Here is a 24215-nt window from a genome sequence, read left to right on the forward strand (position 1 = left end):
AAAGTAATTAAAATTTAATTCAAATTCTAGGAACAAATGGACCCAATCTTTGATTATAGGTTATTTGGAAATAAACAAAATAATTATAGAGTAAATAATTAACTTCATAGCCGTAATCAATACCTTGGCGATAGTCAATTTGCATTTCGTATAGGTTTGTGTCGAACCGTTGTGGTTGTAAAACACGCTGATTCCATTCTATAACATATATTTGATTTCTATTTTCTAAATATTGTTGAGAATAATATTGTCGAGGTTTAGCTCTACTTTGTACCCAAAAATTAAAACCTGGTTCAATAATAATAATTTCGTATTCTAATTCGTCATTGGCAATCTTTACAGTATCGCTCTTTTTTTGAGCTAATTCTTTTTCGTTTGAGTTCTTGTCAGTAGACATAGGTTTAGAAGTATTGCAACTAACAATAAAACAACAAGCTATTAAGGTTTTAATAAATGTTTTCATAAGACATATTTTAGTCAAATGTATATTTTAAAATATCAATTTTAAAACGACAATGAGTGAACACCATTTTCTGTTTAAGGAAACGGTATTGATTTACATAAATCTACAAAAATGATTCCTTAATACTTTGGTTTTAAATGATTTTAACAAAAAATGCCGAACATAAATGTTCAGCATTTTATATCTTAAAAAGGTAAATTTCTATTTGCCTCCAAAAAGGCCTCCTAGCAATCCACCAAGGCCGCCTTTCTTTTTATTTCCGCCTAGTACCATTCCAGCAACATCATCAATTACACTACCATCACCATCTGCATCAAGAATTGATTCTAAAAAACTTTGTTCTTGCTGAGGTGAATTTCCTTTTAACAAACCACCTAATAATCCTTCTATTCCACTTGGGCTACTCACATTTTGTTGTCTACTTTGTTTTCCTAGAACACCCAGTAAAATAGGTGCAGCTACTTTTAAAATTTGAGCAACAGAACCTGCGTCCATTCCTGCTTTAGCACCTAAAGTATTTTGTACGTTTTGTTGTTTATTTCCTAAAACATGTCCTAAGATTTTTTCACCATCATTCATAACGTTCGAATCTACACCTCCACTAAATAGGCCACCTAGGTTATCAAGAATACTTCCATCATGTTTGCTATTTAACGCTCCTAGTAAGCCTTCTGCTCCTTGAGGTGTTGAAGCGTTACGCTTCATGGCTTGCATTAAAACAGGTAGTGCCATAGTTAAAACATCTTGTGTTTTATTTTGAGGTTGATTGGTTTGACCAGATACACCACTAATAATTGTTTTTCCTAAGTCACTGTTTAATAAATCTAAAATTCCAGACATGGTTATTGTTATATTTTAATTAATAATTTTTATCAAATTGAGTTCTCAAAGTACAAAAAAAGTCCCAACTTCTATAGTTAGGACTCAATAATTCTATTTAGGTCACAATTGTAATATTTATTCTCGCTAAAACGGGAATATCTATCCTAAGATATTAATGATTTGTGATGCTAATTCTGTGCCAATTCTATCTTGCGCTTCATTAGTTGCTGCGCCAGTATGTGGCGTTAAGGATAAGGCAGGATTCATTAATAATTGCATTTCTGGTTTTGGCTCTTTTTCAAAAACATCAAGTGCTGCTCTGGCTACTTTTCCGTTTTCAATAGCTTTGACCAAAGCTACTTCATTAAGTACGCCACCACGTGCTGCGTTTGCCAAAATAACACCATCTTTCATCATGTTAAATTCTGCTTCATCAATTACGTATTCTTTTTGTGCAGGTACGTGAAGTGTAATAAAATCTGCTTGTTTTAAAACGTCTTCTTTTGAAATGGTTTTAATATTAAAGTTTACAGTTTGGCCATCAAAGAAATCTAGTTCTAAGTTTGCTGCTTCTAAAAATGGATCGAAAGCAACTACTTTCATACCGGCACCAAGTGCTACTTTTGCTGTAGCTTGTCCTATACGACCAAAACCTAAAACACCTAAAGTCTTTCCTTTAAGCTCAGTTCCTTTAGCGTAAGCCTTCTTTAAACCTTTAAAGTTACTATCACCTTCAAGAGGCATATCTCTATTAGCGTTATGTAAAAAACGAGCTAAGCCGTACAAGTGACCAAATACTAACTCTGCAACCGAATGCGAAGATGCTGCTGGTGTATTAATGACATTGCGACCTTGTTCTCTGGCATATTCTACATCGATATTATCCATACCAACACCACCACGTCCAATAATTTTTAACCCTGGGCATGCATCAATTAAATCTTTACGCACAGTAGTTGCACTACGTACTAATAAAACCGATATGTCCTTTTCGTTTATATAGTTTATTAGTTGCTCTTGAGCTACCGTTGTTGTTATTACTTCGTAACCACCTTTTTTTAGGGCATCAATACCGCTTTGTGAAATTCCGTCGTTTGCTAATACTTTCATTAAAATTCTATTTTTTTTCCTTCGAGGTGGAAATATTTTTATTATTTGTTAGCTTCATGAGTTTTCCATTTTCATAGAAATAAAAAAGCTGTCTTCTTACGCTTTACTTTCTAATTCACTCATTATCTCAACAAGTGCTTTTACACTATCTAGAGGCAATGCATTATACATAGAAGCTCTATATCCACCAACACTTCTATGACCGTTTAACCCATTTATACCACCTTCTTTAAGCATAGTTTCAAAAGTTTCTTTTAAGTTTTCGTTCTCTAAAGTAAATGTAGCATTCATGTTTGAACGATCTTCTTTTACCGCAAATCCTTTGAATAATGGATTAAGATCAATTTCAGAATACATTAAACGTGCTTTCTTTTCATTTTCCTTTTCAATACCAGCAATACCACCCATGTTTTTTAACCACTCTAATGTTAACATAGATGTGTAAACGGCAAATACTGGAGGTGTATTAAACATACTGCCCTTACTTAAGTGTACTTTATAATCCATCATCGATGGAATTTTACGAGATACTTTCCCTAAAACATCCTCTTTTATAATAACCAGAGTCGTTCCTGCAGGCCCCATATTTTTCTGAGCTCCTGCGTAAATGATATCGAATTTTGAAAAATCTAATGAACGAGAAAAAATATCGCTACTCATATCACAAACCATTGGTATTGGGGAGTTAGGGAAATCTTTCATTTGAGTTCCAAAAATGGTATTGTTTGAAGTACAATGGAAATAATCATAATCCGTCGGGATTTCATATCCTTTAGGAATGTAATTATAGTTTGCACTTTTAGAAGATCCAACTTCATAAATGTCATCATAAATTTTGGCTTCTTTTATGGCTTTATCTGCCCATGTACCAGAGTTTAAATAGCCAGCTCTTTTTTCTAACAGATTTAATGCTACCATTAAAAACTGAGTACTTGCACCACCCTGTAAAAACAAAGCTTTATAACCTTTGCCTTCTAAACCAAGCAGTTCTAAAGCTAAAGCTCTAGCTTTTTCCATAATGTCTACAAAAGCTTTGCTTCTGTGAGATATTTCAATTAAAGATAAACCGCTATCATCTAAATCGACAACAGCTTGAGAAGCTTTTAATAACACTTCAGGTGGTAAAATACATGGTCCTGCACTAAAATTATGTTTCTTCATTTTTTCCTATACCAAACCTTTTCCGAAGGAAAGAGGAATTATTGGGTAATTTAAAATTAGTATTTAGTTTTTCTCATCAATTTCTCGACTTATTTTGAGTTATAAATGATGATATATTTAAAGATGCAAAGTTCCTAATTAATTAAGTATTTTTTGTTAAGAATTCAATAATTATTTTGTCAAATTGATAATAAAAATTTAATAGAATCAACACTATCCGCATAATCCCAAAGTTGCGGATTTTGAGTAGCTCCAAATGTTATCTCATTTTCCATAATTCCGCTTGAAACAATACATTGAATTTTTGAATTGTCTTTTTCTAGTTTATCTTTCAATTGATTAATATTCTCATAATATTCATAAAAAAGTGTAGCTATGGGTGATGCATAGTTTTCATCTTCTTTAATCATGAAAAAACCATTTTCCAGCATATCGAATTCACTCATTAAATAGACAGCTTTATTGTAATCGTAATTATTAGCATATTTTGCTTTTCCTATAATAGGATTCCAATGATACATAGCTTCGAAAAACGCATCAAATTTATAGCCTTTTGGGACAAATATTTTAGATACATTTCTACAACCCAAACCATAATACCTAAAAATGTCTTCTGATAGGTTTTTTAAATCCTCTTTAGTTTCGTTGCCAGTTAAAACAGCTACAGAATTTCTATTATTTCTTATAATAGAAGGCTTTCCTTTAAAATAATATTCAAAGTAGCGAGCAGTATTATTGCTACCAGTAGCAATTACAGCATTGAAGTTTTCAACTTTACCTTCTGTAAATATTATTTTTCCTTTAAAATTTGACTCAACATATTCCAAGTATTTGGATAAGTAGGGAAGTAGATGCCTATCGTTTGAAGATTGCTTAACCAATACATTGTGACCCGAAATGAGAACTGATAGAAAATCATGGAATCCAACTAACGGAATATTTCCTGCCATTATAATAGCAACCTGCTTAGGTTCAGTAATATTAATGTTATAATTCTGAAGCCAAGTTTTTAAATTATCGTGCGTTAAAGCATTCGACCATGACTTTATAGCGAATCTAATATTTTCTTGGGTGAACCATCCATTATGCTCTTCGGTTAATTTTAATTGATGCTTAAACCCATCAAAAAATAGTTGATTGTGTTCAACTTTATCATTTTTTTTGATAACTTCATTAGAAAATTGTTTTAAAAAATCTCCTAATTTTACAAAAGCATTAATTCTTGCTTGTAATTGCATGCTGAATTTGGTTATGAATGGTTTTGGCTCTATTTTTGCGTCTGCAAATTTAAGCAAACTCAGATAGAGTTCTTAAATTTTAAAAGATAAAAAATACTATGGCAATTATAATAACAGACGAATGCATAAATTGTGGTGCTTGTGAGCCTGAGTGCCCTAATACAGCAATATACGAAGGTGCCGATGATTGGCGCTACAAGGATGGTACTAGTTTAGAAGGTACAGTAGTGCTTACTAATGGTAATGAAGTGGATGCTGATGAAGCCCAGGAGCCTGTAAGTGATGAGCTTTATTATATTGTACCAGATAAATGTACAGAATGCAAAGGTTTTCATGATGAACCACAATGTGCGGCGGTATGTCCTGTAGATTGTTGTATCCCAGATGAAGATGTTGAAGAAACGGAAGAAGAATTATTGGCTAAGCAACGTTTTATGCATCCTGAAGGATAAGTTGATAATCGAAATTAAATTATAAATAAATCCTGAGCTTATGCTTGGGGTTTTTTTGTTTATTGCTTCAATTGGAAAATTAAGATAGTTTTTTAGTAAAAGTTGATATAAATTGTCGAGAAATGCTGATCAAATAATATTTATACTAATAAATCTTTGTTCTTAACACTTTAAATTCTTTTTTAAAAACTAAAATTTTTATTTTTGATAAATAATTAAAAAAAATAATATGAAAGAAATGAAAAAATTAACCAGTATCTTTTTTATAATAGTAGCAGGATTTTTAATTTCTTGTAGTAGTGATGATAGTTCTTCTGGAGGAGCGGGTCTTAGTATTGAATTTAAATTGATTGGGACTTGGGAGTTGGTTTCGGTTAAATCAAATGGAATGGAATTGTTGGATAGTAGGGATTGCCCAATTGAAATTATTTTTACATCTAATACTTATCAATATATAGAGTCATTTGATTTTCAAGATGGGAATGGATGTGTTAAAGTTAGAGATGAACTTGTACCTCCAGTACCCTATATTAGAAATGGGAGCACTATTTCTACATCTATAGATGGAGAGGATTATATTGTGCAGATAACTTTATTGAATGCAACTACCCTTAAATTAGAAAATATTTATGTTGAGGATGGTATTACATATACCGATGTAGAAACATACACTAGGATAAATTAGAAATTAGTATTAACGTATTAATTTGAATTTAAAACCAAGCTAAGCTTGGTTTTTTTGTTTAATACTTATGAGTATATCAAAAATGATGCTTCAATTCATCTTTAATATTTTACAGTTCGGTAAAGAGAAATTTTTGTAATGAAACTTCAGTTGCAAATTTGCAATATCAATAAAAGAACCGATAAAATTTAAAAATGAAAAATCTACTCACTATAATAGCAATATTAATTTCATGTTGGATATATGCACAAACTACTATTTCTGGTGAAGTATTTAATTCTAAAAAAGAACCTGTAGCTGGAGCTAATGTTTATTTGGAGGGTACTTACGATGGCAGTACCTCTGATGAGAATGGCGTGTTTTCATTTATTACTACTGTAAAAGGTACCCAAACCTTGCTTGTTTCATATCTGTCTTATGAAACTTTTACGATGCTAGGAGATGTGTCTTACATGAAAGATTTAAAAATCAAACTTCGCGAGGACGTTAATACTTTGGATGCAGTAGTGTTATCGGCAGGTACTTTTCAAGCAGGAGACAATAGTAAAGTCAATGTCCTAAAACCCCTAGATGTAGTAACAACCGCAAGTGCTTTAGGCGATTTCGTAGGTGCTTTACAAACATTACCGGGAACAACAACAGTTGCAGAAGATGGCAGATTATTTGTACGAGGTGGTGATGCTAATGAAACTCAAATTTTTATAGATGGTATCAGAGTATTTACACCATATTCACCAACAACTAATAATGCTCCTACAAGGGGCCGTTACTCACCATTTTTATTTGATGGGATTACTTTTTCTACTGGTGGTTATTCGGCCGAATTTGGGCAAGCTTTATCAAGTGTTTTATTGTTAAATACAATTGATGAACCCGATCAAGAAAAGACTGATATTGGGATTATGAGTGTTGGAGCAACTCTTGGGAATACTCAAAAATGGAAAAATAGCTCATTGAGTGTCAATGCTTCTTATATTAATCTAGCACCTTATAATGCCATTTTTCCTAATAGAAATGATTGGGTAAAACCTTTTGAAACAGCTTCTGGAGAATCTGTTTTTAGAAAGAAAACGAATTCGGGGTTAGTTAAATTATATGGAGCTTTTGATTCTACTAATTTTGAGCTAATACAAGAAGATATTAACAATGAGGAAGGTCTTTATTTTAAACTGAATAATAAAAACCTTTATTTTAATGGTTCCTATCAAGGTGTTTTAAACGATAATTGGTCTATGCAGGGAGGTTTTAGTTATACACTCGCTAATAACAAAATTAATGTTGATGACATTGCAATTAAGGATACCGAAAATTCTATTCATACCAAATTGAAATTCAAAAACCGTATTAGCAATAGATTTAAATTATACTTAGGAACTGAATACTTCGCCACAGATTTTAAAGAAAATTTTAGAGACCTTACTATTGTTAGTGATGAATATGGTTATAAAAATAACCTTATCGCAGCATTTGCAGAAGCAGATATATTTATATCAAAGGATTTAGCTTTTAAAACAGGCATGAGAGGAGAATATAGTGAGTTATTTAAAGAATTTACTTTGGCACCGAGGCTTTCTTTAGCCTATAAAACTTCAGAAAGAAGTCAGGTGTCATTGGCTTATGGTAATTTTCACCAAAATCCATCTAGTAACGTTTTAAAGTTTAGTCAAGATCTAAATGCACAAAGTACGTCTCATTATATTTTTAATTACCAATATAATGCAGATAGGAAAATATTTAGAGCTGAAGCTTATTATAAAAATTATGATGACTTAGTAAAGTATGGTAATGAATTCCCCGATTTTAATAGCACTTTTAGCAATGAAGGTTCGGGCTATGCTACTGGAATAGATTTCTTTTGGCGTGATAGTAAAAGTATTAAAAATTTAGATTATTGGGTTAGCTATTCTTTCTTAGATACCGAGCGAGATTATAAAAATTTTCCTGAAAAAGCACGACCTAATTTTGCAAATCCACATAACTTATCTGTCGTTGGAAAATATTGGATTAATGATTGGCGAAGTCAAGTTGGGTTTAGTTATGCTTTTGCTTCTGGTAGAACTTATACTAACCCAAATGAAGTTGGCTTTTTAAATAACAAAACCAAAAGTTATAATAGTTTAAGTATAAATTGGGCATATTTAATCAGTCCACAAAAAATACTTTATGCCTCTGTAAACAATGTTTTGGGCTTTAGAAATATAAATGGCTATCAATATGCTAACTCACCAGATATTAACGGAAATTTTAATAGGCGTGCCTTACAACCAGCAACAGATCAATTCTTTTTTGTAGGCTTCTTTTGGACAATTAGCGAGGATAAAAAAAGTAACCAATTGGATAATCTATAAAAAATATTCTCTTAAATGTTATTTAAAATAGAAACAGATTCAATGTTAATGAAGGGTCAAGTTTTGAGCCTTTGGTTGACATGATAATTGTCATAGTTATTCTTTATGATTTCTAATAATTTTAGTGTATAAAATATTAGAGTCATGATACCAAAAAAGAACCCAGAAATTGAAATAGGTAGAAATAGTAGTCTTTATTTTGCTATAGGATTGAATGTTATGTTATTTCTTTCTTGGCAAGCTCTAGAACATAAAACCTATGAGAAAAGCGACATTACTATGGATATTTTAGATGTTACGGAAGAGATTGAAGAGGACATCCCCATAATTAATGTTAATACGCCACCTCCGCCACCGCCTCCTGTCGCTGTACAAGAATCAATTCAAATTGTTGAAGATGTCGAAGAGATTGAAGAAACGGTGATCGAAAGTACCGAGACAGGACAAGATGATGCCATTGAAGAAGTGGTTGCGGTAAGCGATGTAGAAGTTGAAGAAGTAGAAGAAGAAGTACAGGTAGCTTTTGCAGTTATTGAGGAGGTACCAATTTTTCCTGGATGTGAAGGGAAGTCTAAAAAAGAATCCAAAGCATGCTTTCAAGAAAAAATGCGACAGCATGTTAAGAAGCATTTTAGTTATCCGCAAACGGCATTGGACTTACAATTACAGGGTAGAGTCTCAGTAATATTTGTGATTGATTCCAAGGGGTATATAACAGGTGTTCGTTCTAGAGGACCAGACAAAATTTTGGAAAAAGAAGCGGAACGTATTATAGGTTTGCTACCTAAAATGAAACCAGGAAGGCAAAGAGGAAGACCAGTAAAAGTAGCCTATGCCGTTCCAATATTCTTCAAATTTCAGGAAGGATAATGTAGTACTAAAAATAAAACACTTAAAAGTCAAGAAATCTAAAATTTCTTGACTTTTTTATTTCAACAATTCATCTCTAATAAATAACAATTCAGTAATTATCTTTTAAAAAAACCTACTTTAGATTGCATATTTGTACTATAATTAAAAAACGAAATAAAAATGAGACATCTAATTATTATTGCAACACTGTTAGTTATGGGATTCGTAAATGCTCAGACTAATTATGAAAAAGGAATGCAAAAAGCCTTTGATCTTTGGGGGAGCAATAACCCAAAGGAAGCAGCTAATTTATTTGAACGTATTGCCAATGCAGAAACCGATAATTGGTTGCCTGCATACTATGCTGCACAAGTAAATATCACATCAAGTTTTGGAGAAAAAGATGAACAAAAACTGAGTGCGAAATTAAAAAAAGCACAAGACTTAATTAACGACGCTACTGCAATTAGTAAAGACAATGCAGAAGTTTTAGTATTGCAAGCCTTATTGCATACCGCTTGGGTTGCCTATGATGGAGCAACTTATGGTATGACATTATCTCCTAAAGTAGTTGAATTATATGTAAAAGCTCAAACACTAGCACCAGATAATCCAAGAGTTGTTTATTGCAATGCAGAGTGGAATATGGGAAGCGCTCGTTTTTTTGGACAAGATGTCACACCATATTGTAAAGATTTAGAAAAAGCCGTAGAACTTTTTGCTAACTTTAAACCAGAAACACCATTTCATCCTAATTGGGGAAAAGATCGTGCCATACAGATATTGGAATCTTGCGGGAAGTAATAAACTAAATTAAAATCATGCGTAATTCAATTAAAAAAATTGTTATCACTGTTGTTATTGGGTTAGTTGTCTTTGTAATAGGCAATTTACTATCCGATGGATTTCAATTCAATAGTACTAAAGAGTTTTTAATTGAAATGAGTTTTTATCAGTTGTATTCTTTTGTTCTTGGTTATTCCAACATGTATTTTTTCGATTATTTGGAGAAGCGTCATTGGAGTAAAAATGATACTCTAAAACGAATTTTGATAGGTGTTCTAGGGTGTGTTGGAATTACCCTTGTTGGTTTATTTATGCTGAGAGCATTTACTTCTGTTGTTTATTTTGGAAGTACTTTTGAAGATTTCTTAACTCGGGAAAAATTTGAATCCTATCAATTTGGATTATGGATTACACTGTCAATAGTAAGTGTTTTCTATGTCATTTACTTTTATAATAAGTATCAACAAAATAAAATAAAAGAACAGAAGGTAATTGCAGGTACTGCCAGCGCCAAGTTTGATGCCTTAAAAAACCAGCTAGATCCACATTTCCTATTTAATAGTTTAAATGTTTTAACAAGCTTAATTGAGGAAAATCCAGATAATGCACAACAGTTTACAACATCGTTATCTAAAGTTTACCGTTACGTTTTAGAACAAAAAAACAAAGAATTAGTAACTGTTGATGAAGAATTACAATTTGCAAAAACATACATGTCCCTTCTAAAGATGCGGTTTGAAGACAGCATTATTTTCAGCATGCCTGAAAAAGCTCAAAACCCAGAAAGTAAAGTGGTACCATTATCGTTACAACTACTGTTAGAGAATGCCGTGAAACACAATATGGTAACATCAAATAAACCTTTACACATAAAGATATATGAAGATGATAATTTTCTGGTTGTAGAAAATAATTTGCAAACAAAACAAATAGTTAAAAAAAGTAGTGGTGTTGGTTTAAGTAATATTATGGAGCGTTATAGACTTTTAACAGATAGAAAAATGGACATAAATAAATCCGCTACTAAGTTTATGGTAGCGATACCCATGCTGACAAAACAAGTATCAATTATGAGTAAACAATCACGAACAATAAAAGATGATAGTTATTTGCGTGCACGTAGTTATGTAGATGAGCTAAAAGGATTTTATTACAGTCTTATTTCCTATTGCTTAGTAATGCCATTTTTAATATTTATTAATTACAGAACCTCGTGGCATTTTCAATGGTTTTGGTTTCCAATGTTTGGTTGGGGACTAGGGTTGGCTATTCAGGCTTTTAGAGTGTTTGTAAACGATGGTGCTTTTGGTAGAAACTGGGAAAATCGTAAAATAGAAGAATTTATGCGTGATGAAGATGACAAACGTTGGAATTAACAATTAGAAATTATGGAAAAATTACCTATTTCAGAAATAGACAATAAATATGAAAGAGCCCGTAAAAGGGTAGAGGATATAAAGGGATTTTATTGCAACCTTGTAACCTATTGTTTGGTTATCCCTTTTTTAATATTCATAAATTATAAAACATCATGGGGATTTCAATGGTTTTGGTTCCCATTAGGAGGCTGGGGTATAGGTCTTGGTCTTCACGCTTATCACGTATTTGTAAACAAGGCTTTTTAGGACGCCAATGGGAAGAACGTAAACTGCAAGAGTTTATAGATCATGAAGAAAAGGAACAACGTTGGAGATAAAAAAGGAATTATGGAACACATAGATTATAATAATGGAATGAGTGATTACCTTAAAGAGCGAGCATATAAACGTGCCCAAAAACGACTCAAAGAAATAAAAGGCTTCTATTGGCATGCCTTCTGGTATGCTGTGGTAAACATCTTTATATTTGTTATGGTTGTTTCGAATTCAGATGGTGATATATGGCATTTTGGAACCTTTTCAACACCATTATTTTGGGGTATAGGTCTAGGTTTTCATGCCTTAGGTGTATTTGGAAAGAACCTCTTTTTTAGTAAGTCTTGGGAAGAAAGAAAGATGAGAGAGTATATGGAAAAAGATAGAAGAGATAAAGATAACTTTAGATTCGAGTAACTTTCATAACCCCAATTTTATAATATTAAACAATGAACGTAATAATAATAGAGGACGAAAAACCATCAGCAAGACGCCTACAACGAATGCTTGAGAGCTTAAATATGCAAACACAAGTTATGTTGCATTCGGTTGAAGAATCTATAGATTGGTTTCAAAATAATGAACATCCAGATTTAATATTTCTCGATATCCAATTAAGTGATGGTTTATCGTTCGAAATTTTCGAAGCTATAGAAATTAAAAGTGCTGTTATTTTCACAACGGCATACGATGAGTATGCCTTACAAGCTTTTAAATTGAATAGCATCGATTATTTATTAAAACCAATTGATGGAGGCGAATTGGAAATTGCTGTAAAAAAATATCAGGATCGAGTGCCACAGAAACAAGCAGTAACTTTAGATTTTTACGATATAAAAAAACTTCTTGTAAATCCAATAGATAGGGAATATAAAAAACGCTTTTCAGTAAAGATTGGACAACATTTAAAATTAATTAATATTGATGAGATCGAATGTTTTTATAGTGAAAATAAAGGGACTTATTTACATACTACCGAAGGGAGAAATTACCTTTTAGATACCACTTTAGAGTATCTTGAAAACGAATTAGAGCCACAAACATTTTTTCGTATAAATCGTAAATTTTTTGTAAATATTAATGCTATAAAAGATATGGTTAGTTATACTAATTCTCGATTACAAATAAAACTGGGTTCTTACAACGAGCAAGAGGTAATAGTTGCTCGTGAACGTGTTAAGGATTTTAAAGGTTGGTTGGAGTGAGTTTTTAGGTTCGTTTAACGACTCAATATGAAATCGGTTTAATGATTAAAATATATTTTTAAACGAAGATAGCCGAAATTTTTTACAAAGTCAATTCTTAATTTTACTCCTCAATTCGATTGTCATCAAAAGCAGAAGGCAATAATTTTGGTATAAATTTTACTACTAAAGGCAGTAATAAAGCACCTCCTGGTAATATAAAAATAGCAAGACTTGGTATGGATTTAAAAATATCGAGTAGCTGCTCTTGTACTTTTTTTTGTTCTTCTGGTTTTAAATCGCGACGCGTAGATTGCGATAGTAAAACTAGTAGTTCCTTACTGTCTTTTAGTTCTTGATAGAGTCGCTTACTATTTCTAGTAATAAGCTTACTAACCATTTTACTTGAGTTGTTATAAAAACTCTGCACAATATTTTTAGAACTTAGTAGGGCAATATTATTTTTATTAAGGGTGTAAAAATTATTTACTGCAGCAATGGAAGCATCTGTTTTCTCATTATCTAAATTTAACTCGACACCAAGTTTTTCTATAAACTGCTGTTCATCTGTATCAATAATGCGGTCACCCCAAGTTGCCATACATGCCAAGTCTAGTAAGTAAAATTTTTCTAAATCAGTATTAATAAATTCTATGGCAGATTTATAATCAAGGTGTTGGTTGTTTTGGAAACGCAAAGATGATTCGAATAATTTTATTAAACTTTCATCATAAGTGTTTTTAGTCACTTTAGAGTTAAGAACATCTAGCGCAATAGATTCAATAGCTCTTTCTAAATCTTTAATATAGTCAATTGAAATGGTATCTTTTTCTAAGAATTTTTTAAATGCCAGTATGTCCACAAACAACAGCGCATTAATAATGAAGTAGTTGAAATTCTTAGTTAATACATTGGCATCAATTTGTATTCGTTTATGGATTATTTTCTCTAATTGCTCACTTGTTTTTTTAGAACCAAGTATGTCTTGAAAAAAGGATGTTTTAAGTTCGTTAATAGCCTTGTAAAAATCTATAACACTATCCGAAAAAGGTATTTTGGATTTTGAATTAACATGAACATAAAGTAACCCCAAACATAAGTTTGTTTTCGAGCGTTCTTCTTCGGTAAAGTCTTTACTGTTAATAGGCTTAGATAAAATTTCGACATTACTACCATATATGAATCCACATGAGCGTAACTTATTATAAAGCGTTTCTTCGTTCAAATTTAAAAACTCTTTATCTTTAGAAACTTCGCGAAGTAATTTTTTTACCCAACCTGATGCCGACGGATTCATAGTGTTAATTAGTATAAGGTAAAATTAAGAAGTTTTATACTAATTTAAGCAATATAATATTGGATGATTTTTTTAATGATTACCGACGTCTACGAGCTCCAGAAAACTCCATAGCTTCACCTTTTCCAAAGGCATAGCTAATACCAAAAGTGACGAATCGACCACGCTGGCGGCTACTAAATAAGAAGAAGTCAGGTTGATTGGTAGTGGTTTTATCTATTCTTGAAGCAAACAAATCCCGTATGCTTAAATTTAAAATAGTCTTTCCTTTTAATATTTTTTTACGAATGCCTATATCAGCAAATACATTTTCAGCGACTTCATTTTGTACGGTTACAAATTTTGAGCGATAATCGCCCGAGATTTCCAAATCGATGTCTTTAGGTAGTTTAAATTTGGTCGTTAGTTGAGTAGTCCATTGGTCTCCTTTAAAATCAAAGGAGGTATTTTCAAATTCTCCCTTTCTATTAAAAAAGTTGATGTTAAAATCACCAGTTAAAGAAAACCAGTTTGTTGGTGCGTACTTACCGTTCATTTCAAATCCTGTGGTGCTATTTGTACCAACATTTTCAGGACGTCTTGTACTAATGTTGTTTTCAAAGGTAGCAATACGTTCAACCACATCAACGGTATAACGGTTGTATAAACTAAAATTTAAAGATGCTTTTCCAATTTTATGAATACTTGTAAGCTCGTATGAGTTTGTGTATTCTGGCAATAAATCTGGATTACCTGCAGTAATACTAAAGTTATTACGAATGTTGGAGAAAGGGTTTAATTCTCTTAACCCTGGTCTTCTAATACGTCTTGAATATCCTGCTTGGAGCGAAAAATTATCGTTAATCTTATAGGACGTATGTGCACTGGGGAAGAGATTAGTATAGTTATTAGTGTTACGTTCGTTAGTGGTCTCCAATAAAGTTTCTAGGTTGGTGTCTTCTAGCCTAAGTCCTAGTTTTAATCCCCAAATATCACCTTCGTAAGCTACGGTTGTGTAAATACCTAAAACACGCTGGTCGAAATCAAATATATTTGTAAAATCAGGGTTGTTAACCCATACATTACTTATTAAATCACTTACTGCAAAATCGTTAGACACATCATTAATTACATATTGCGACCCAGTTTCTATGGTGTATTTTTCTAAAAAGGGATGTGTGTAATCTAACTTAAACGTGTAATCAGCCAGGGTGTAATCAGTTCTAGTTCTTTGCTGAAAATCGTCACTTGTTCCTGTTATGGTTGTATTTTGGAATTCTGAAGTTTCGTCCTTTCTAAACGAACTGCCTAAAGCGCTAAATAATAAGTTTTGGTCTTTATGTCGTTTAAAATCTTTCTTGTACTGCAATTCATAACTAATTTTTGGATTTTTTGCTTCAGTTATTTCATCGCGTCGCCAGCTATCTGTTAAAGTATTGGAATCAACTAATTGATTAAAGTTATTTTCAGAATTTCTATCTTCAAGTTCATAGGCATAAGAACCTGTTAACGTGAATATATTTCTTTCATTTAAATGATAATCTGTACCAAGAAGAAAGTTGCTGAATTTTTCATCGAAAATACTTTCACCTTCACTATTTATAGTTGTGTTATTAGTTAAATCTTGATTAATGGACTCACGGTCATCGCGAAAACGACGAATACCAATACCTATTTGACTGAATAAATTGAATTTTTCGGTGCGTTTATTTAAACTTAAACCAAAGCTATTACTTTTGGGGTCGCCTATATTTAAGGTTGCAGATCCATTAAGTCCTTTTTTTTCAGATTTTTTTAAAACGATATTAATTATTCCAGAGGTTCCTTCTGCATCGTATTTCGCTGAGGGATTAGTTATCACTTCAATTTTATCAATCATGTCTGCTGTAATACTTCCTAAAGCATTGTTTTCTGCACTTGCCAAAACGGAAGGTTTACCATTAATAAGTATTTGAACACCTTGGCTACCACGAAGACTAATTTCACCTTCAATATTTACATTAACCGATGGTACATTATTAAGAAGCTCCATAGCACTAGCTCCTGTAGAGCTTAAATCTTTGCCAACATTAAACACCCGCTTATCTAATTTAAATTCAGTTCGCGAAGTTTCTGCTCTTACAAAAACTTCATTTAAAGATTGAATATTTTCTTGTAGAACTAGTGTCTTTAAATCAATTTTGTTTTTTGTGAGATCTAAATTCCTTAAGGTTAGTGTTGTATAACCCATAAAGCTTACTTCTAAATAAAAATTGTCATTATCTGTTTTAATAGTAAAAGTACCGTCTTCGGATGAAATTGTTCCGCTAATTGGTTTATTCGAATTTTTATCGATTAGAGCTATGGTTGCGTATTCTATGGGTATCTTATTATTACTTTCAACAACTTTACCTGTTAAAATAATATTTTGATTTTGCGCTAAAATAATACCAGCGCACAAGAAAAATAGAAATGCCAAAAGGCCTGATTTGTACATATACCTATAAATATCTTTAGACTGTTTTACAAAGCTAAGGTTTAAAAACTATTAGATTTTAAATTAAGAATTTAAAAAATTGATGCACCTATCAATTTTTATTTTTGGATTTACTCGCTTTCGCCAAAGGATTAAAAGTCAAACACAAATCTATCCAATAAGACAGGTCATTATCCATGTCAAAACCATCTGGAGTCACAAAAATATAGCCTCGCATCGGACGACCGGTAAAGTCCATTGGAAGACATTCAGGTTTTTTGAGTTCATTTAAATAAACCGATTCACCTATACGAGCCATTAGTAGACTATCACCATATTTTTTATCGATATGAATACCACATAGCATTTTATTCTCAACTTTAAAACAGAGACCTCCCATCATTTTTAATTCTGTATAACCTACATTTTTATCTTTAAGTTGCAGCCGTACTCTATCTGCTAAATATTCATCGTAAGCCATAATTTTAATTTTTGAATTTATCTATCGTTTTGCTTATCAGGTTATAAACAAAAGTATTGGTTTTGGCATAGTGGAAGGATATTAAACAAACAACAATCATAAACAAAATGGCACCGAGTATTGCTTCGAATGGATCTAGAGATTTGCTTAAAAAACGTTTTAATCCATAACCTGTAAAACTTCCGTAAAGCAAAATAAAATGAATAACATAAATCGATAATGTTTTTTCACCAATACGTGCAATAATTGAGTGTTTCAAATAACGTTCAAAGGAATAAAATACACCAAATAAAATAAGGACATTACCAAGTCTAGAAAATAGATAATTATAGTCTGCACTTCTTTGTAATAATTCTATACCTGTAAAACTTGATAGCTTTATTAGCAACCACGATGAATGAAACATAAATAAGTATCCAACAACAAAAAAAGTACTGATAGTTGCTATTTTAAAGCGTTCTCGATGAGCATGCCTAAAGAAAACAGTAGATAAAAAAGCACCAAACGCTGAATAGCCAAACCACGGAAAAATAGTAAACACAGATCCATTTGACTTACTCATATAATTGCCTATAATTGGTGATATTGTTTCTAAAGTTAAGTTTCTATAAAGAGGTTCACTAGCAAAACATAAACAACCAATAATAAAAAGAACAATAGAAAAAATATAGCTGTGTTTTTTAAATAGAGTATGCAAGCCGACTAATAATATTAATGATAGACCTATACATTGCAAAACGTCAATCAAAAAAAAATACATGCTAAAATAACCTGATATCCAACTAAAAACATTTATGCGTAAACTATAACCAATTGCAATTAAAAGGAAACCTCTAAATAGTCCTTTTTTAATTCTTGGTTTGTCGTTACCTTTTGCATATGCACGCAGCAATAAATAAGCAAAAATTAATCCGGAAATTGTAAAGAAAATAGGTGCTGTAATACCCCTAAAATATGACCAAACGTTATAAATTATGTTCGTTTCATTTCTGTAAATAGGAGTTAATAGCGTATCAATGAAATGGCCTTGTAACATCATTAAGATGGCAAATGCTCTAACAGCATCAATAAAATATAAGCGATTAGTTTTTGGCATAGGTTGCTTTAGTAATTATAAATATACTTTTATTTAATTGAATCAGAATGTTTGTAAAGTGATATATTTATAAATTCATAACGCATTAATGGAAGAATTAGTAAAAGCATTTTCTGATTATGCTTGGGGTTTACCCTTAGTAATTTTGCTTATAGGAGGAGGCCTTTACCTGTTAATACTATCTCGATTTTTGCCATTTCGTTATTTGGGGCATGCCATTCAAGTCTTGCGAGGTAAATACGACGATCCAAACGATCCTGGAGAAATTTCACATTTTAAAGCTTTAACAACGGCTTTGTCTTCCACTATTGGTATGGGTAATATTGCGGGTGTTGCAGTAGCCATCTCAGTTGGAGGTCCAGGTGCTATGTTTTGGATGTGGATAAGCGCCATTGTTGGTATGTCTACTAAATTTTTCACATCAACTCTAGCAATTATGTATCGTGGTAAAGATAGTGTTGGTAAATTACAAGGAGGTCCTATGTATTTTATAATGCATGGTTTAGGGAAATCTTGGAAACCACTCGCTGTAATGTTTAGTCTTTTTGGAATGATTGGAGCATTACCTGTAGTTAATGTAAATCAGTTAACACAAGCAATAAATGATATCGTTTTAATTCCTAATGGCGTTGAAGTTGGTGTAAAATCAAATATTATTTTGGCAGCTATATTAGTGACTTTAACCTCAGTAATTATTCTTGGTGGACTAAAACGCATTAGCAACGCTGCTTCTAAAATGGTGCCATCGATGGTACTATTATATTTTGTTTTAGTATTATTTATTTTGATCTCTAATTATGACGTGGTTCCGAAATATTTCATGATGATTTTCACGGATGCGTTTGCTGGTGAATATTTTAAAGGGGACTCATTTATGGGCGGTGTTTTAGGTGCCTTAATTTTATTAGGCATTCGAAGAGGAGCTTTTTCAAATGAAGCTGGTATTGGTACGGCACCCATGGCTCATGGCGCAGCAAAAACCGATGAGCCTGTGCGTGAAGGACTAGTCGCCATGTTGGGACCTGCAATCGATACATTGATTGTGTGCACATTAACCGCTTTAGCGATATTAGTGACTGGTGTTTGGGAAACAACTTCAGATAATGGCGTAAGTTTAACAGCTGCGGCATTCAATAACGCGATGCCTGTTTATGGACGCTATTTATTAATGGTGTGTGTCCTTATTTTTAGTATATCATCATTATTTTCATATTCATATTATGGAACCAAATGCATGTCGTTTTTAATTGGAGCAGATAAAAAACATTATTATAATTATATTTATATCATAAGTATTGTATTAGCAGTAATGACACCTTTTAGTATGGTGCTAAACTTGATTGATGGCGCATTTGCTTTAATGGCTATTCCTACTATGTTGGCCACCATTATTATGGCTCCCAGAGTCACGAAGGAAATTAAAGCCTACTTTAATCGATTAAAAACTGAAGACTAATGACGCAAAAAGAGAATGCCAAAGCCTATTGGAAGGAAAATATTAGATATGTACTCATGCTATTGCTTATATGGTTTGCTGTGTCTTATGGTGCTGGTATCTTGTTTAAAGATGCACTTAATAATTTTAAAATAGCAGGTTTTAAATTAGGTTTTTGGTTTGCACAGCAAGGTTCTATGTACATATTTGTAATTCTCATTTTTGTTTATGTTAGATTAATGAATAAGCTTGATAAAAAGTATGGTTATGATGCGTAGTTTATTAATTGAAGGTATTAGTGTTCAAAATTGGACCTACATTCTTGTTGGACTAACATTTACTTTGTATATAGGCATTGCTATTTATTCCAGAGCTAGCTCTACAAAAGAATTTTATGTTGCAGGAGGAGGGGTGTCACCTTTGGCAAATGGAATGGCTACTGCGGCCGATTGGATGAGTGCGGCGTCATTTATTTCAATGGCTGGAATTATCTCCTTTGCAGGTTATGATGGGGCTGTTTATTTAATGGGATGGACAGGAGGTTATGTGTTACTAGCTTTATTGCTTGCTCCTTATTTGCGAAAATTTGGAAAGTTTACAGTACCCGATTTTATTGGAGACAGATACTATTCTAAAACAGCTCGTATTGTCGCTGTATTTTGTGCTTTGTTGGTGTCTTTTACTTATGTAGCAGGTCAAATGCGAGGTGTTGGTATTGTGTTTTCACGTTTTCTTGAAGTAGATATTAATACGGGAGTTATAATAGGTATGCTCATTGTATTATTTTACGCTGTTTTGGGAGGTATGAAAGGGATTACCTATACACAAGTTGCGCAATATTGTGTGCTCATTTTTGCGTTTATGGTTCCGGCTATTTTCATATCTATTCAAATGACAGGTAACCCAATTCCGCAATTAGGATTTGGAGGTGAATTAACTGATGGCTCAGGTACATACTTATTAGATAAACTGGACGGCTTAAGTACCGAATTAGGTTTCGCTGAATATACCGAAGGATCAAAATCCTTAATAGATGTTTTTGCAATTACTTTAGCATTAATGGTAGGTACGGCAGGATTGCCTCATGTAATTGTGAGGTTCTTTACTGTGAAACGTGTTAAGGATGCTAGAAAATCTGCAGGAATTGCATTGTTGCTAATCGTTTTATTGTATTCAACTGCTCCAGCAGTAGCTGTTTTTGCAAGAACTAATATGATTGAGACGGTTTCTAATCAACCTTATGCTAATGTTCCTGAATGGTTTAAAAAATGGGAAACTACAGGTTTGATAATATTCAATGATAAAAATAACGATGGACTAATTCAATATGTATCTGATAAAAACCAAAATGAATTAGTAATAGATAGAGATATTATGGTATTAGCAAATCCCGAGATAGCAAAATTACCTAATTGGGTTATTGCTTTGGTTGCTGCTGGTGGACTTGCAGCGGCATTATCAACTGCGGCAGGTTTATTATTGGTTATTTCTGCTTCAGTGTCACATGATCTCATAAAAAAGATATTCAATCCTAAAATATCTGAAAAAGGAGAATTGATTGCTGCTCGGTTATCTGCAGTTGGTGCTGTTTGTGTTGCTGGGTATTTTGGTATTAATCCTCCTGGATTTGTTGCGGCGGTAGTAGCTTTAGCGTTTGGTTTAGCGGCGGCTTCTTTTTTTCCTGCCATTATATTAGGAATATTTTATAAGCGTATGAATAAAGAGGGTGCCATAGCGGGAATGGTAGTTGGCATAACAGCAATGTTGCTATATATGATTAAATTTAAACTAGGTTTGTTCGATGAGGTGTTTCCTGACAAAAGTGAATGGTGGTTTGGTATATCACCTGAAGGTTTTGGCAGTATAGCCATGTGCCTTAATTTTATTGTATCTATTACTATTATGAAGTTTACGCCAGCACCTCCAGCAGATGTTCAAGAAATTGTCGAAAATATAAGAATACCAAGTGGTGTTGGAAAAGTAAATAGCCATTAACGCAGTTAATGGCTATTTTATGTTTTATTTGATTTAGTAAATTATAGTATAAAAGACAAACTTAATATAAGTTGATCTGGTCGTGTGTCTAATCTACTTGATATGACACCTTGGTTTTCAATAAATGTAGCTTCGTTGTTATTAAATCCACGCTCGTATCGTATATCCACACCAACTCTATTAATGTTTAGCCCTATTCCAAAATTAAGACCAAAGGTAAAATCGTTTTCTATATTGTCAATTGAAATTCCTTCATATTCAGAATCTAAAATATACTGAAATGCAGGTCCTCCAAAAACACTAATAGGGCCTAAAACTTTAACCCCAACTAAAAGCGGTAAATCAAGCTTTTCCATTTTAAATGTATTAGAAGCATAATCACTTTTAGTACTAGTAAAAACCAATTCAGGTTTAAAATATACTTGATTACCTATTTTTCCAAAAAGGCCAACATGATACCCAATATTTCTATCTGGGTTTTGTGCATTGTTACTAATAGATTCAAAATACTTGCCGTTAGCATTGTAGTTCAAACCTCCTTTAAAGCCAAAACCAGTTGCTGTTTGAGCATTAATACTGGTCGCCATAAGTAGAGCAAATATTGGAACTAAAAAATAAGACTTGCTACTTACACTCATACTTGGTCGGTAGTTGTGAAGTTTTTTCATAATGTTCATAATATTCGTTTTAAGATTTGATATTTAATATCAAAAACGTTGCCAAATGGAAAATATTCTTTTCTTGATGAATAATTAAAAAAGAAAAGGGCCCTTTTTAATTTAAAAGAGCCCTTTAATATGCGGTAAAAATATTTCTATTTTCTCTTTATAACAGCTTCAGCTTTTAAAACTATGGCGGCAGCATTTAAACCATACTTATCCATTAATTGTGCTGGCGTACCAGATTCACCAAATGTATCATTGGTGCCTACAAATTCTTGTGGTGCTGGATTATTAAGGGCAAGTGTTCTGGCAACACTTTCACCTAAACCACCAAGAATATTATGCTCTTCAGCCGTTACAATACAACCAGTTTTAGAAACTGAATCTAAAATAGCTTGTTCATCTAATGGTTTTATAGTGTGAATGTTTATTACTTCTGCAGAAATTCCTTTTTCGAGTAATGTCTTTGATGCTTCTAAAGCTTCCCAAACTAAATGACCTGTTGCTACAATTGTAACATCGCTTCCTTCAGTTAAATTAACAGCTTTACCTATTTCAAATTTTTGATTTGCAGTTGTAAATATTGGTACAGAAGGACGTCCGAAACGTAAGTAAACGGGTCCATCATAATCTGCAATCGCAATAGTTGCTGCTTTAGTTTGATTATAATCACATGGATTAATAACCACCATACCTGGTAACATTTTCATTAACCCTATATCTTCAAGAATTTGATGTGTTGCACCATCCTCACCTAAGGTCAAACCAGCATGCGATGCACATATTTTTACGTTCTTTCCAGAATAGGCTATAGATTGGCGAATTTGATCGTAAACACGTCCTGTAGAGAAGTTCGCAAAGGTTCCTGTAAAAGGTATTTTACCTCCTATAGTTAATCCTGCAGCGATTCCCATCATATTAGCCTCTGCAATCCCAACTTGAAAGAAACGTTCAGGATTTTCGTCAATGAACTGATTCATCTTTAAAGATCCAATTAAGTCGGCACAAAGTGCAACTACATTTGGGTTTGCTCGACCAAGTTCTGCTAAACCAGCTCCAAATCCACTTCTTGTATCTTTCTTTTCTGTGTATGTATATGTTTTCATAAATCTAAAATCGTAATTAGTCAATCTGAATTTGGTTAGTAGTCTCCTAAAGTTTCTGCGTTTTGTGCAAGTCCTATGGCTAGTTGTTCATTGTTTGGAGCTTTACCATGCCAAGCGTGCGTGTGCATCATGAAATCAACACCATTACCCATGACTGTTTTTAATAGAACACATATAGGTTTACCTTGTCCTGTTTTCGATTTTGCTTCTGCCATTCCTTTTAAAATAGCGTCTATATTGTTCCCTTCTTCAATTTCTAAAACAGTCCAACCAAAAGCTTCAAATTTACCTTTTATACTTCCCATAGGTAAAACATCATCTGTAGAACCATCAATTTGTTGACCATTTAAGTCGATAGTACAAATAAGGTTGTCAACTTTTTTTGCTGAAGCATACATAATGGCTTCCCAATTTTGACCTTCTTGCAGTTCACCATCACCATGTAAAGAGTAAATGAGGTGATTATCACCATTCAATTTCTTAGCTTGTGCTGCTCCAATTGCAACAGACATACCTTGTCCTAAAGAGCCAGAGGCAATCCGAACTCCTGGCAAACCTTCGTGGGTAGTTGGGTGTCCCTGTAAACGAGAATCTATTAAACGGAATGTATTTAACTCATCCACTGGAAAATATCCTGATCTTGCCAAAACACTATAAAATACTGGTGAAATATGACCGTTAGATAAAAAGAAAAGGTCTTCGCCAATACCATCCATATTAAAACCATCCTTCCTATCCATAATTTCATTGTATAGAGAAACAAAAAATTCTGCACAACCTAAGGAACCTCCTGGATGTCCTGAATTTACTTTATGTACCATGCGTAGAATGTCTCTGCGAACTTGGGTGGTTAAATCTTCTAAAAGTTTTGTGTTTGGCATGTTATAATTCTTAAATTTTTCAGCCACAAAAGTAAAGTTTTAAATAGACTTAAAGAAAGAGTTTAATGCCATTTATTAACGATTTATAATGTT

The 24215-nt window shown here is 32.7% G+C and carries 24 protein-coding genes; 12 read left to right on the forward strand and 12 right to left on the reverse strand.

The genetic code is table 11. From position 1 onward, the window contains the following. Nucleotides 1-19: 19 nt before the first annotated feature. The 5 genes from AC2D6V_RS15135 to AC2D6V_RS15155 all read right to left on the reverse strand — a co-directional run bounded on the left by AC2D6V_RS15135 (nucleotide 20) and on the right by AC2D6V_RS15155 (nucleotide 4794). Nucleotides 20-463: a DUF6146 family protein gene (locus AC2D6V_RS15135; protein ID WP_484649856.1), complete on the reverse strand. Its 444-nt coding sequence runs from the start codon at nucleotides 461-463 to the stop codon at nucleotides 20-22. A gap of 201 nt (nucleotides 464-664) precedes the next feature. Continuing rightward, a complete protein-coding gene (locus AC2D6V_RS15140; protein ID WP_484649858.1) occupies nucleotides 665-1303 on the reverse strand; it encodes a DUF937 domain-containing protein in 639 nt (212 codons plus the stop codon). Between the two features lie 141 nt (nucleotides 1304-1444). Further along, nucleotides 1445-2395 (reverse strand): D-2-hydroxyacid dehydrogenase, encoded by a 951-nt coding sequence (locus AC2D6V_RS15145; RefSeq protein WP_484649859.1) that lies wholly within the window; start codon nucleotides 2393-2395, stop codon nucleotides 1445-1447. Nucleotides 2396-2491: 96 nt separating this feature from the next. Continuing rightward, on the reverse strand, nucleotides 2492-3556 hold the full coding sequence (serC, locus tag AC2D6V_RS15150; protein WP_484649860.1) for a 3-phosphoserine/phosphohydroxythreonine transaminase: 1065 nt from the start codon (nucleotides 3554-3556) through the stop codon (nucleotides 2492-2494). A 179-nt stretch (nucleotides 3557-3735) separates the two neighbouring features. Beyond that, complete coding sequence (locus AC2D6V_RS15155; protein ID WP_484649862.1) at nucleotides 3736-4794, reverse strand: acyl-CoA reductase; 1059 nt, start codon at nucleotides 4792-4794, stop codon at nucleotides 3736-3738. 98 nt (nucleotides 4795-4892) lie between these two features. Here AC2D6V_RS15155 and AC2D6V_RS15160 point away from each other — a divergent pair, with 98 nt between their 5' ends. The 9 genes from AC2D6V_RS15160 (at nucleotide 4893) to AC2D6V_RS15200 (ending at nucleotide 12756) form a co-directional block, all read left to right on the forward strand. Further along, a complete protein-coding gene (locus AC2D6V_RS15160; protein ID WP_484649864.1) occupies nucleotides 4893-5246 on the forward strand; it encodes a 4Fe-4S dicluster domain-containing protein in 354 nt (117 codons plus the stop codon). Between the two features lie 238 nt (nucleotides 5247-5484). Then, complete coding sequence (locus AC2D6V_RS15165) at nucleotides 5485-5931, forward strand: hypothetical protein (protein ID WP_484649866.1); 447 nt, start codon at nucleotides 5485-5487, stop codon at nucleotides 5929-5931. 194 nt (nucleotides 5932-6125) lie between these two features. Beyond that, nucleotides 6126-8279, forward strand: coding sequence for a TonB-dependent receptor (locus AC2D6V_RS15170; protein ID WP_484649868.1), 2154 nt, complete (start codon nucleotides 6126-6128; stop codon nucleotides 8277-8279). Between the two features lie 144 nt (nucleotides 8280-8423). Beyond that, nucleotides 8424-9149 carry an energy transducer TonB gene (locus tag AC2D6V_RS15175; RefSeq protein WP_484649870.1) on the forward strand — a complete coding sequence of 242 codons (726 nt, stop codon included), beginning with the start codon at nucleotides 8424-8426 and terminating at the stop codon, nucleotides 9147-9149. A 162-nt stretch (nucleotides 9150-9311) separates the two neighbouring features. Continuing rightward, nucleotides 9312-9935, forward strand: coding sequence for a hypothetical protein (locus AC2D6V_RS15180; protein ID WP_484649872.1), 624 nt, complete (start codon nucleotides 9312-9314; stop codon nucleotides 9933-9935). Nucleotides 9936-9952: 17 nt separating this feature from the next. After that, nucleotides 9953-11293 (forward strand): histidine kinase, encoded by a 1341-nt coding sequence (locus AC2D6V_RS15185; protein WP_484649876.1) that lies wholly within the window; start codon nucleotides 9953-9955, stop codon nucleotides 11291-11293. 12 nt (nucleotides 11294-11305) lie between these two features. Continuing rightward, nucleotides 11306-11542, forward strand: coding sequence for a 2TM domain-containing protein (locus tag AC2D6V_RS15190; protein WP_484649878.1), 237 nt, complete (start codon nucleotides 11306-11308; stop codon nucleotides 11540-11542). Between the two features lie 42 nt (nucleotides 11543-11584). Further along, nucleotides 11585-11968, forward strand: a complete 384-nt coding sequence (locus AC2D6V_RS15195) for a 2TM domain-containing protein (RefSeq protein WP_484649880.1) — start codon at nucleotides 11585-11587, stop codon at nucleotides 11966-11968. A 32-nt stretch (nucleotides 11969-12000) separates the two neighbouring features. Beyond that, a complete protein-coding gene (locus AC2D6V_RS15200; protein WP_484649883.1) occupies nucleotides 12001-12756 on the forward strand; it encodes a LytR/AlgR family response regulator transcription factor in 756 nt (251 codons plus the stop codon). Between the two features lie 103 nt (nucleotides 12757-12859). On the opposite strand, the gene AC2D6V_RS15205 is transcribed toward AC2D6V_RS15200, so the two are convergent. The 4 genes from AC2D6V_RS15205 to AC2D6V_RS15220 all read right to left on the reverse strand — a co-directional run bounded on the left by AC2D6V_RS15205 (nucleotide 12860) and on the right by AC2D6V_RS15220 (nucleotide 18043). Then, nucleotides 12860-14032 (reverse strand): LETM1-related biofilm-associated protein, encoded by a 1173-nt coding sequence (locus tag AC2D6V_RS15205; protein ID WP_484649885.1) that lies wholly within the window; start codon nucleotides 14030-14032, stop codon nucleotides 12860-12862. A gap of 79 nt (nucleotides 14033-14111) precedes the next feature. Beyond that, nucleotides 14112-16469 carry a TonB-dependent receptor gene (locus AC2D6V_RS15210; RefSeq protein ID WP_484649888.1) on the reverse strand — a complete coding sequence of 786 codons (2358 nt, stop codon included), beginning with the start codon at nucleotides 16467-16469 and terminating at the stop codon, nucleotides 14112-14114. A 109-nt stretch (nucleotides 16470-16578) separates the two neighbouring features. Beyond that, entirely contained in the window at nucleotides 16579-16947 is a 369-nt protein-coding gene (locus tag AC2D6V_RS15215) for a TfoX/Sxy family protein (protein ID WP_484649890.1), read from the reverse strand. Nucleotides 16948-16951: 4 nt separating this feature from the next. Next, nucleotides 16952-18043 carry a heparan-alpha-glucosaminide N-acetyltransferase domain-containing protein gene (locus AC2D6V_RS15220; RefSeq protein WP_484649892.1) on the reverse strand — a complete coding sequence of 364 codons (1092 nt, stop codon included), beginning with the start codon at nucleotides 18041-18043 and terminating at the stop codon, nucleotides 16952-16954. A gap of 88 nt (nucleotides 18044-18131) precedes the next feature. On the opposite strand from AC2D6V_RS15220, the gene AC2D6V_RS15225 reads away from it, so the two are divergent. Genes AC2D6V_RS15225 through AC2D6V_RS15235 form a run of 3 tightly spaced genes read left to right on the forward strand, consistent with a single transcriptional unit; the run spans nucleotide 18132 to nucleotide 21473 of the window. Then, on the forward strand, nucleotides 18132-19499 hold the full coding sequence (locus AC2D6V_RS15225) for an alanine/glycine:cation symporter family protein (RefSeq protein ID WP_484649894.1): 1368 nt from the start codon (nucleotides 18132-18134) through the stop codon (nucleotides 19497-19499). Next, entirely contained in the window at nucleotides 19499-19756 is a 258-nt protein-coding gene (locus tag AC2D6V_RS15230; protein WP_484649896.1) for a DUF4212 domain-containing protein, read from the forward strand. The genes AC2D6V_RS15225 and AC2D6V_RS15230 overlap by 1 nt, the downstream gene beginning before the upstream one ends. Before the next feature lie 16 nt (nucleotides 19757-19772). After that, on the forward strand, nucleotides 19773-21473 hold the full coding sequence (locus tag AC2D6V_RS15235; RefSeq protein WP_484649928.1) for a sodium:solute symporter family protein: 1701 nt from the start codon (nucleotides 19773-19775) through the stop codon (nucleotides 21471-21473). A 41-nt stretch (nucleotides 21474-21514) separates the two neighbouring features. On the opposite strand, the gene AC2D6V_RS15240 is transcribed toward AC2D6V_RS15235, so the two are convergent. From AC2D6V_RS15240 to AC2D6V_RS15250, 3 genes are all read right to left on the reverse strand, one after another. Next, entirely contained in the window at nucleotides 21515-22060 is a 546-nt protein-coding gene (locus AC2D6V_RS15240; protein ID WP_484649930.1) for an outer membrane beta-barrel protein, read from the reverse strand. A gap of 227 nt (nucleotides 22061-22287) precedes the next feature. Further along, entirely contained in the window at nucleotides 22288-23241 is a 954-nt protein-coding gene (locus AC2D6V_RS15245) for a transketolase family protein (RefSeq protein WP_484649898.1), read from the reverse strand. Between the two features lie 35 nt (nucleotides 23242-23276). After that, on the reverse strand, nucleotides 23277-24122 hold the full coding sequence (locus tag AC2D6V_RS15250) for a transketolase (protein ID WP_484649932.1): 846 nt from the start codon (nucleotides 24120-24122) through the stop codon (nucleotides 23277-23279). Nucleotides 24123-24215 lie beyond the last annotated feature (93 nt).

Source organism: Algibacter sp. YIN40 (genome assembly GCF_057219435.1).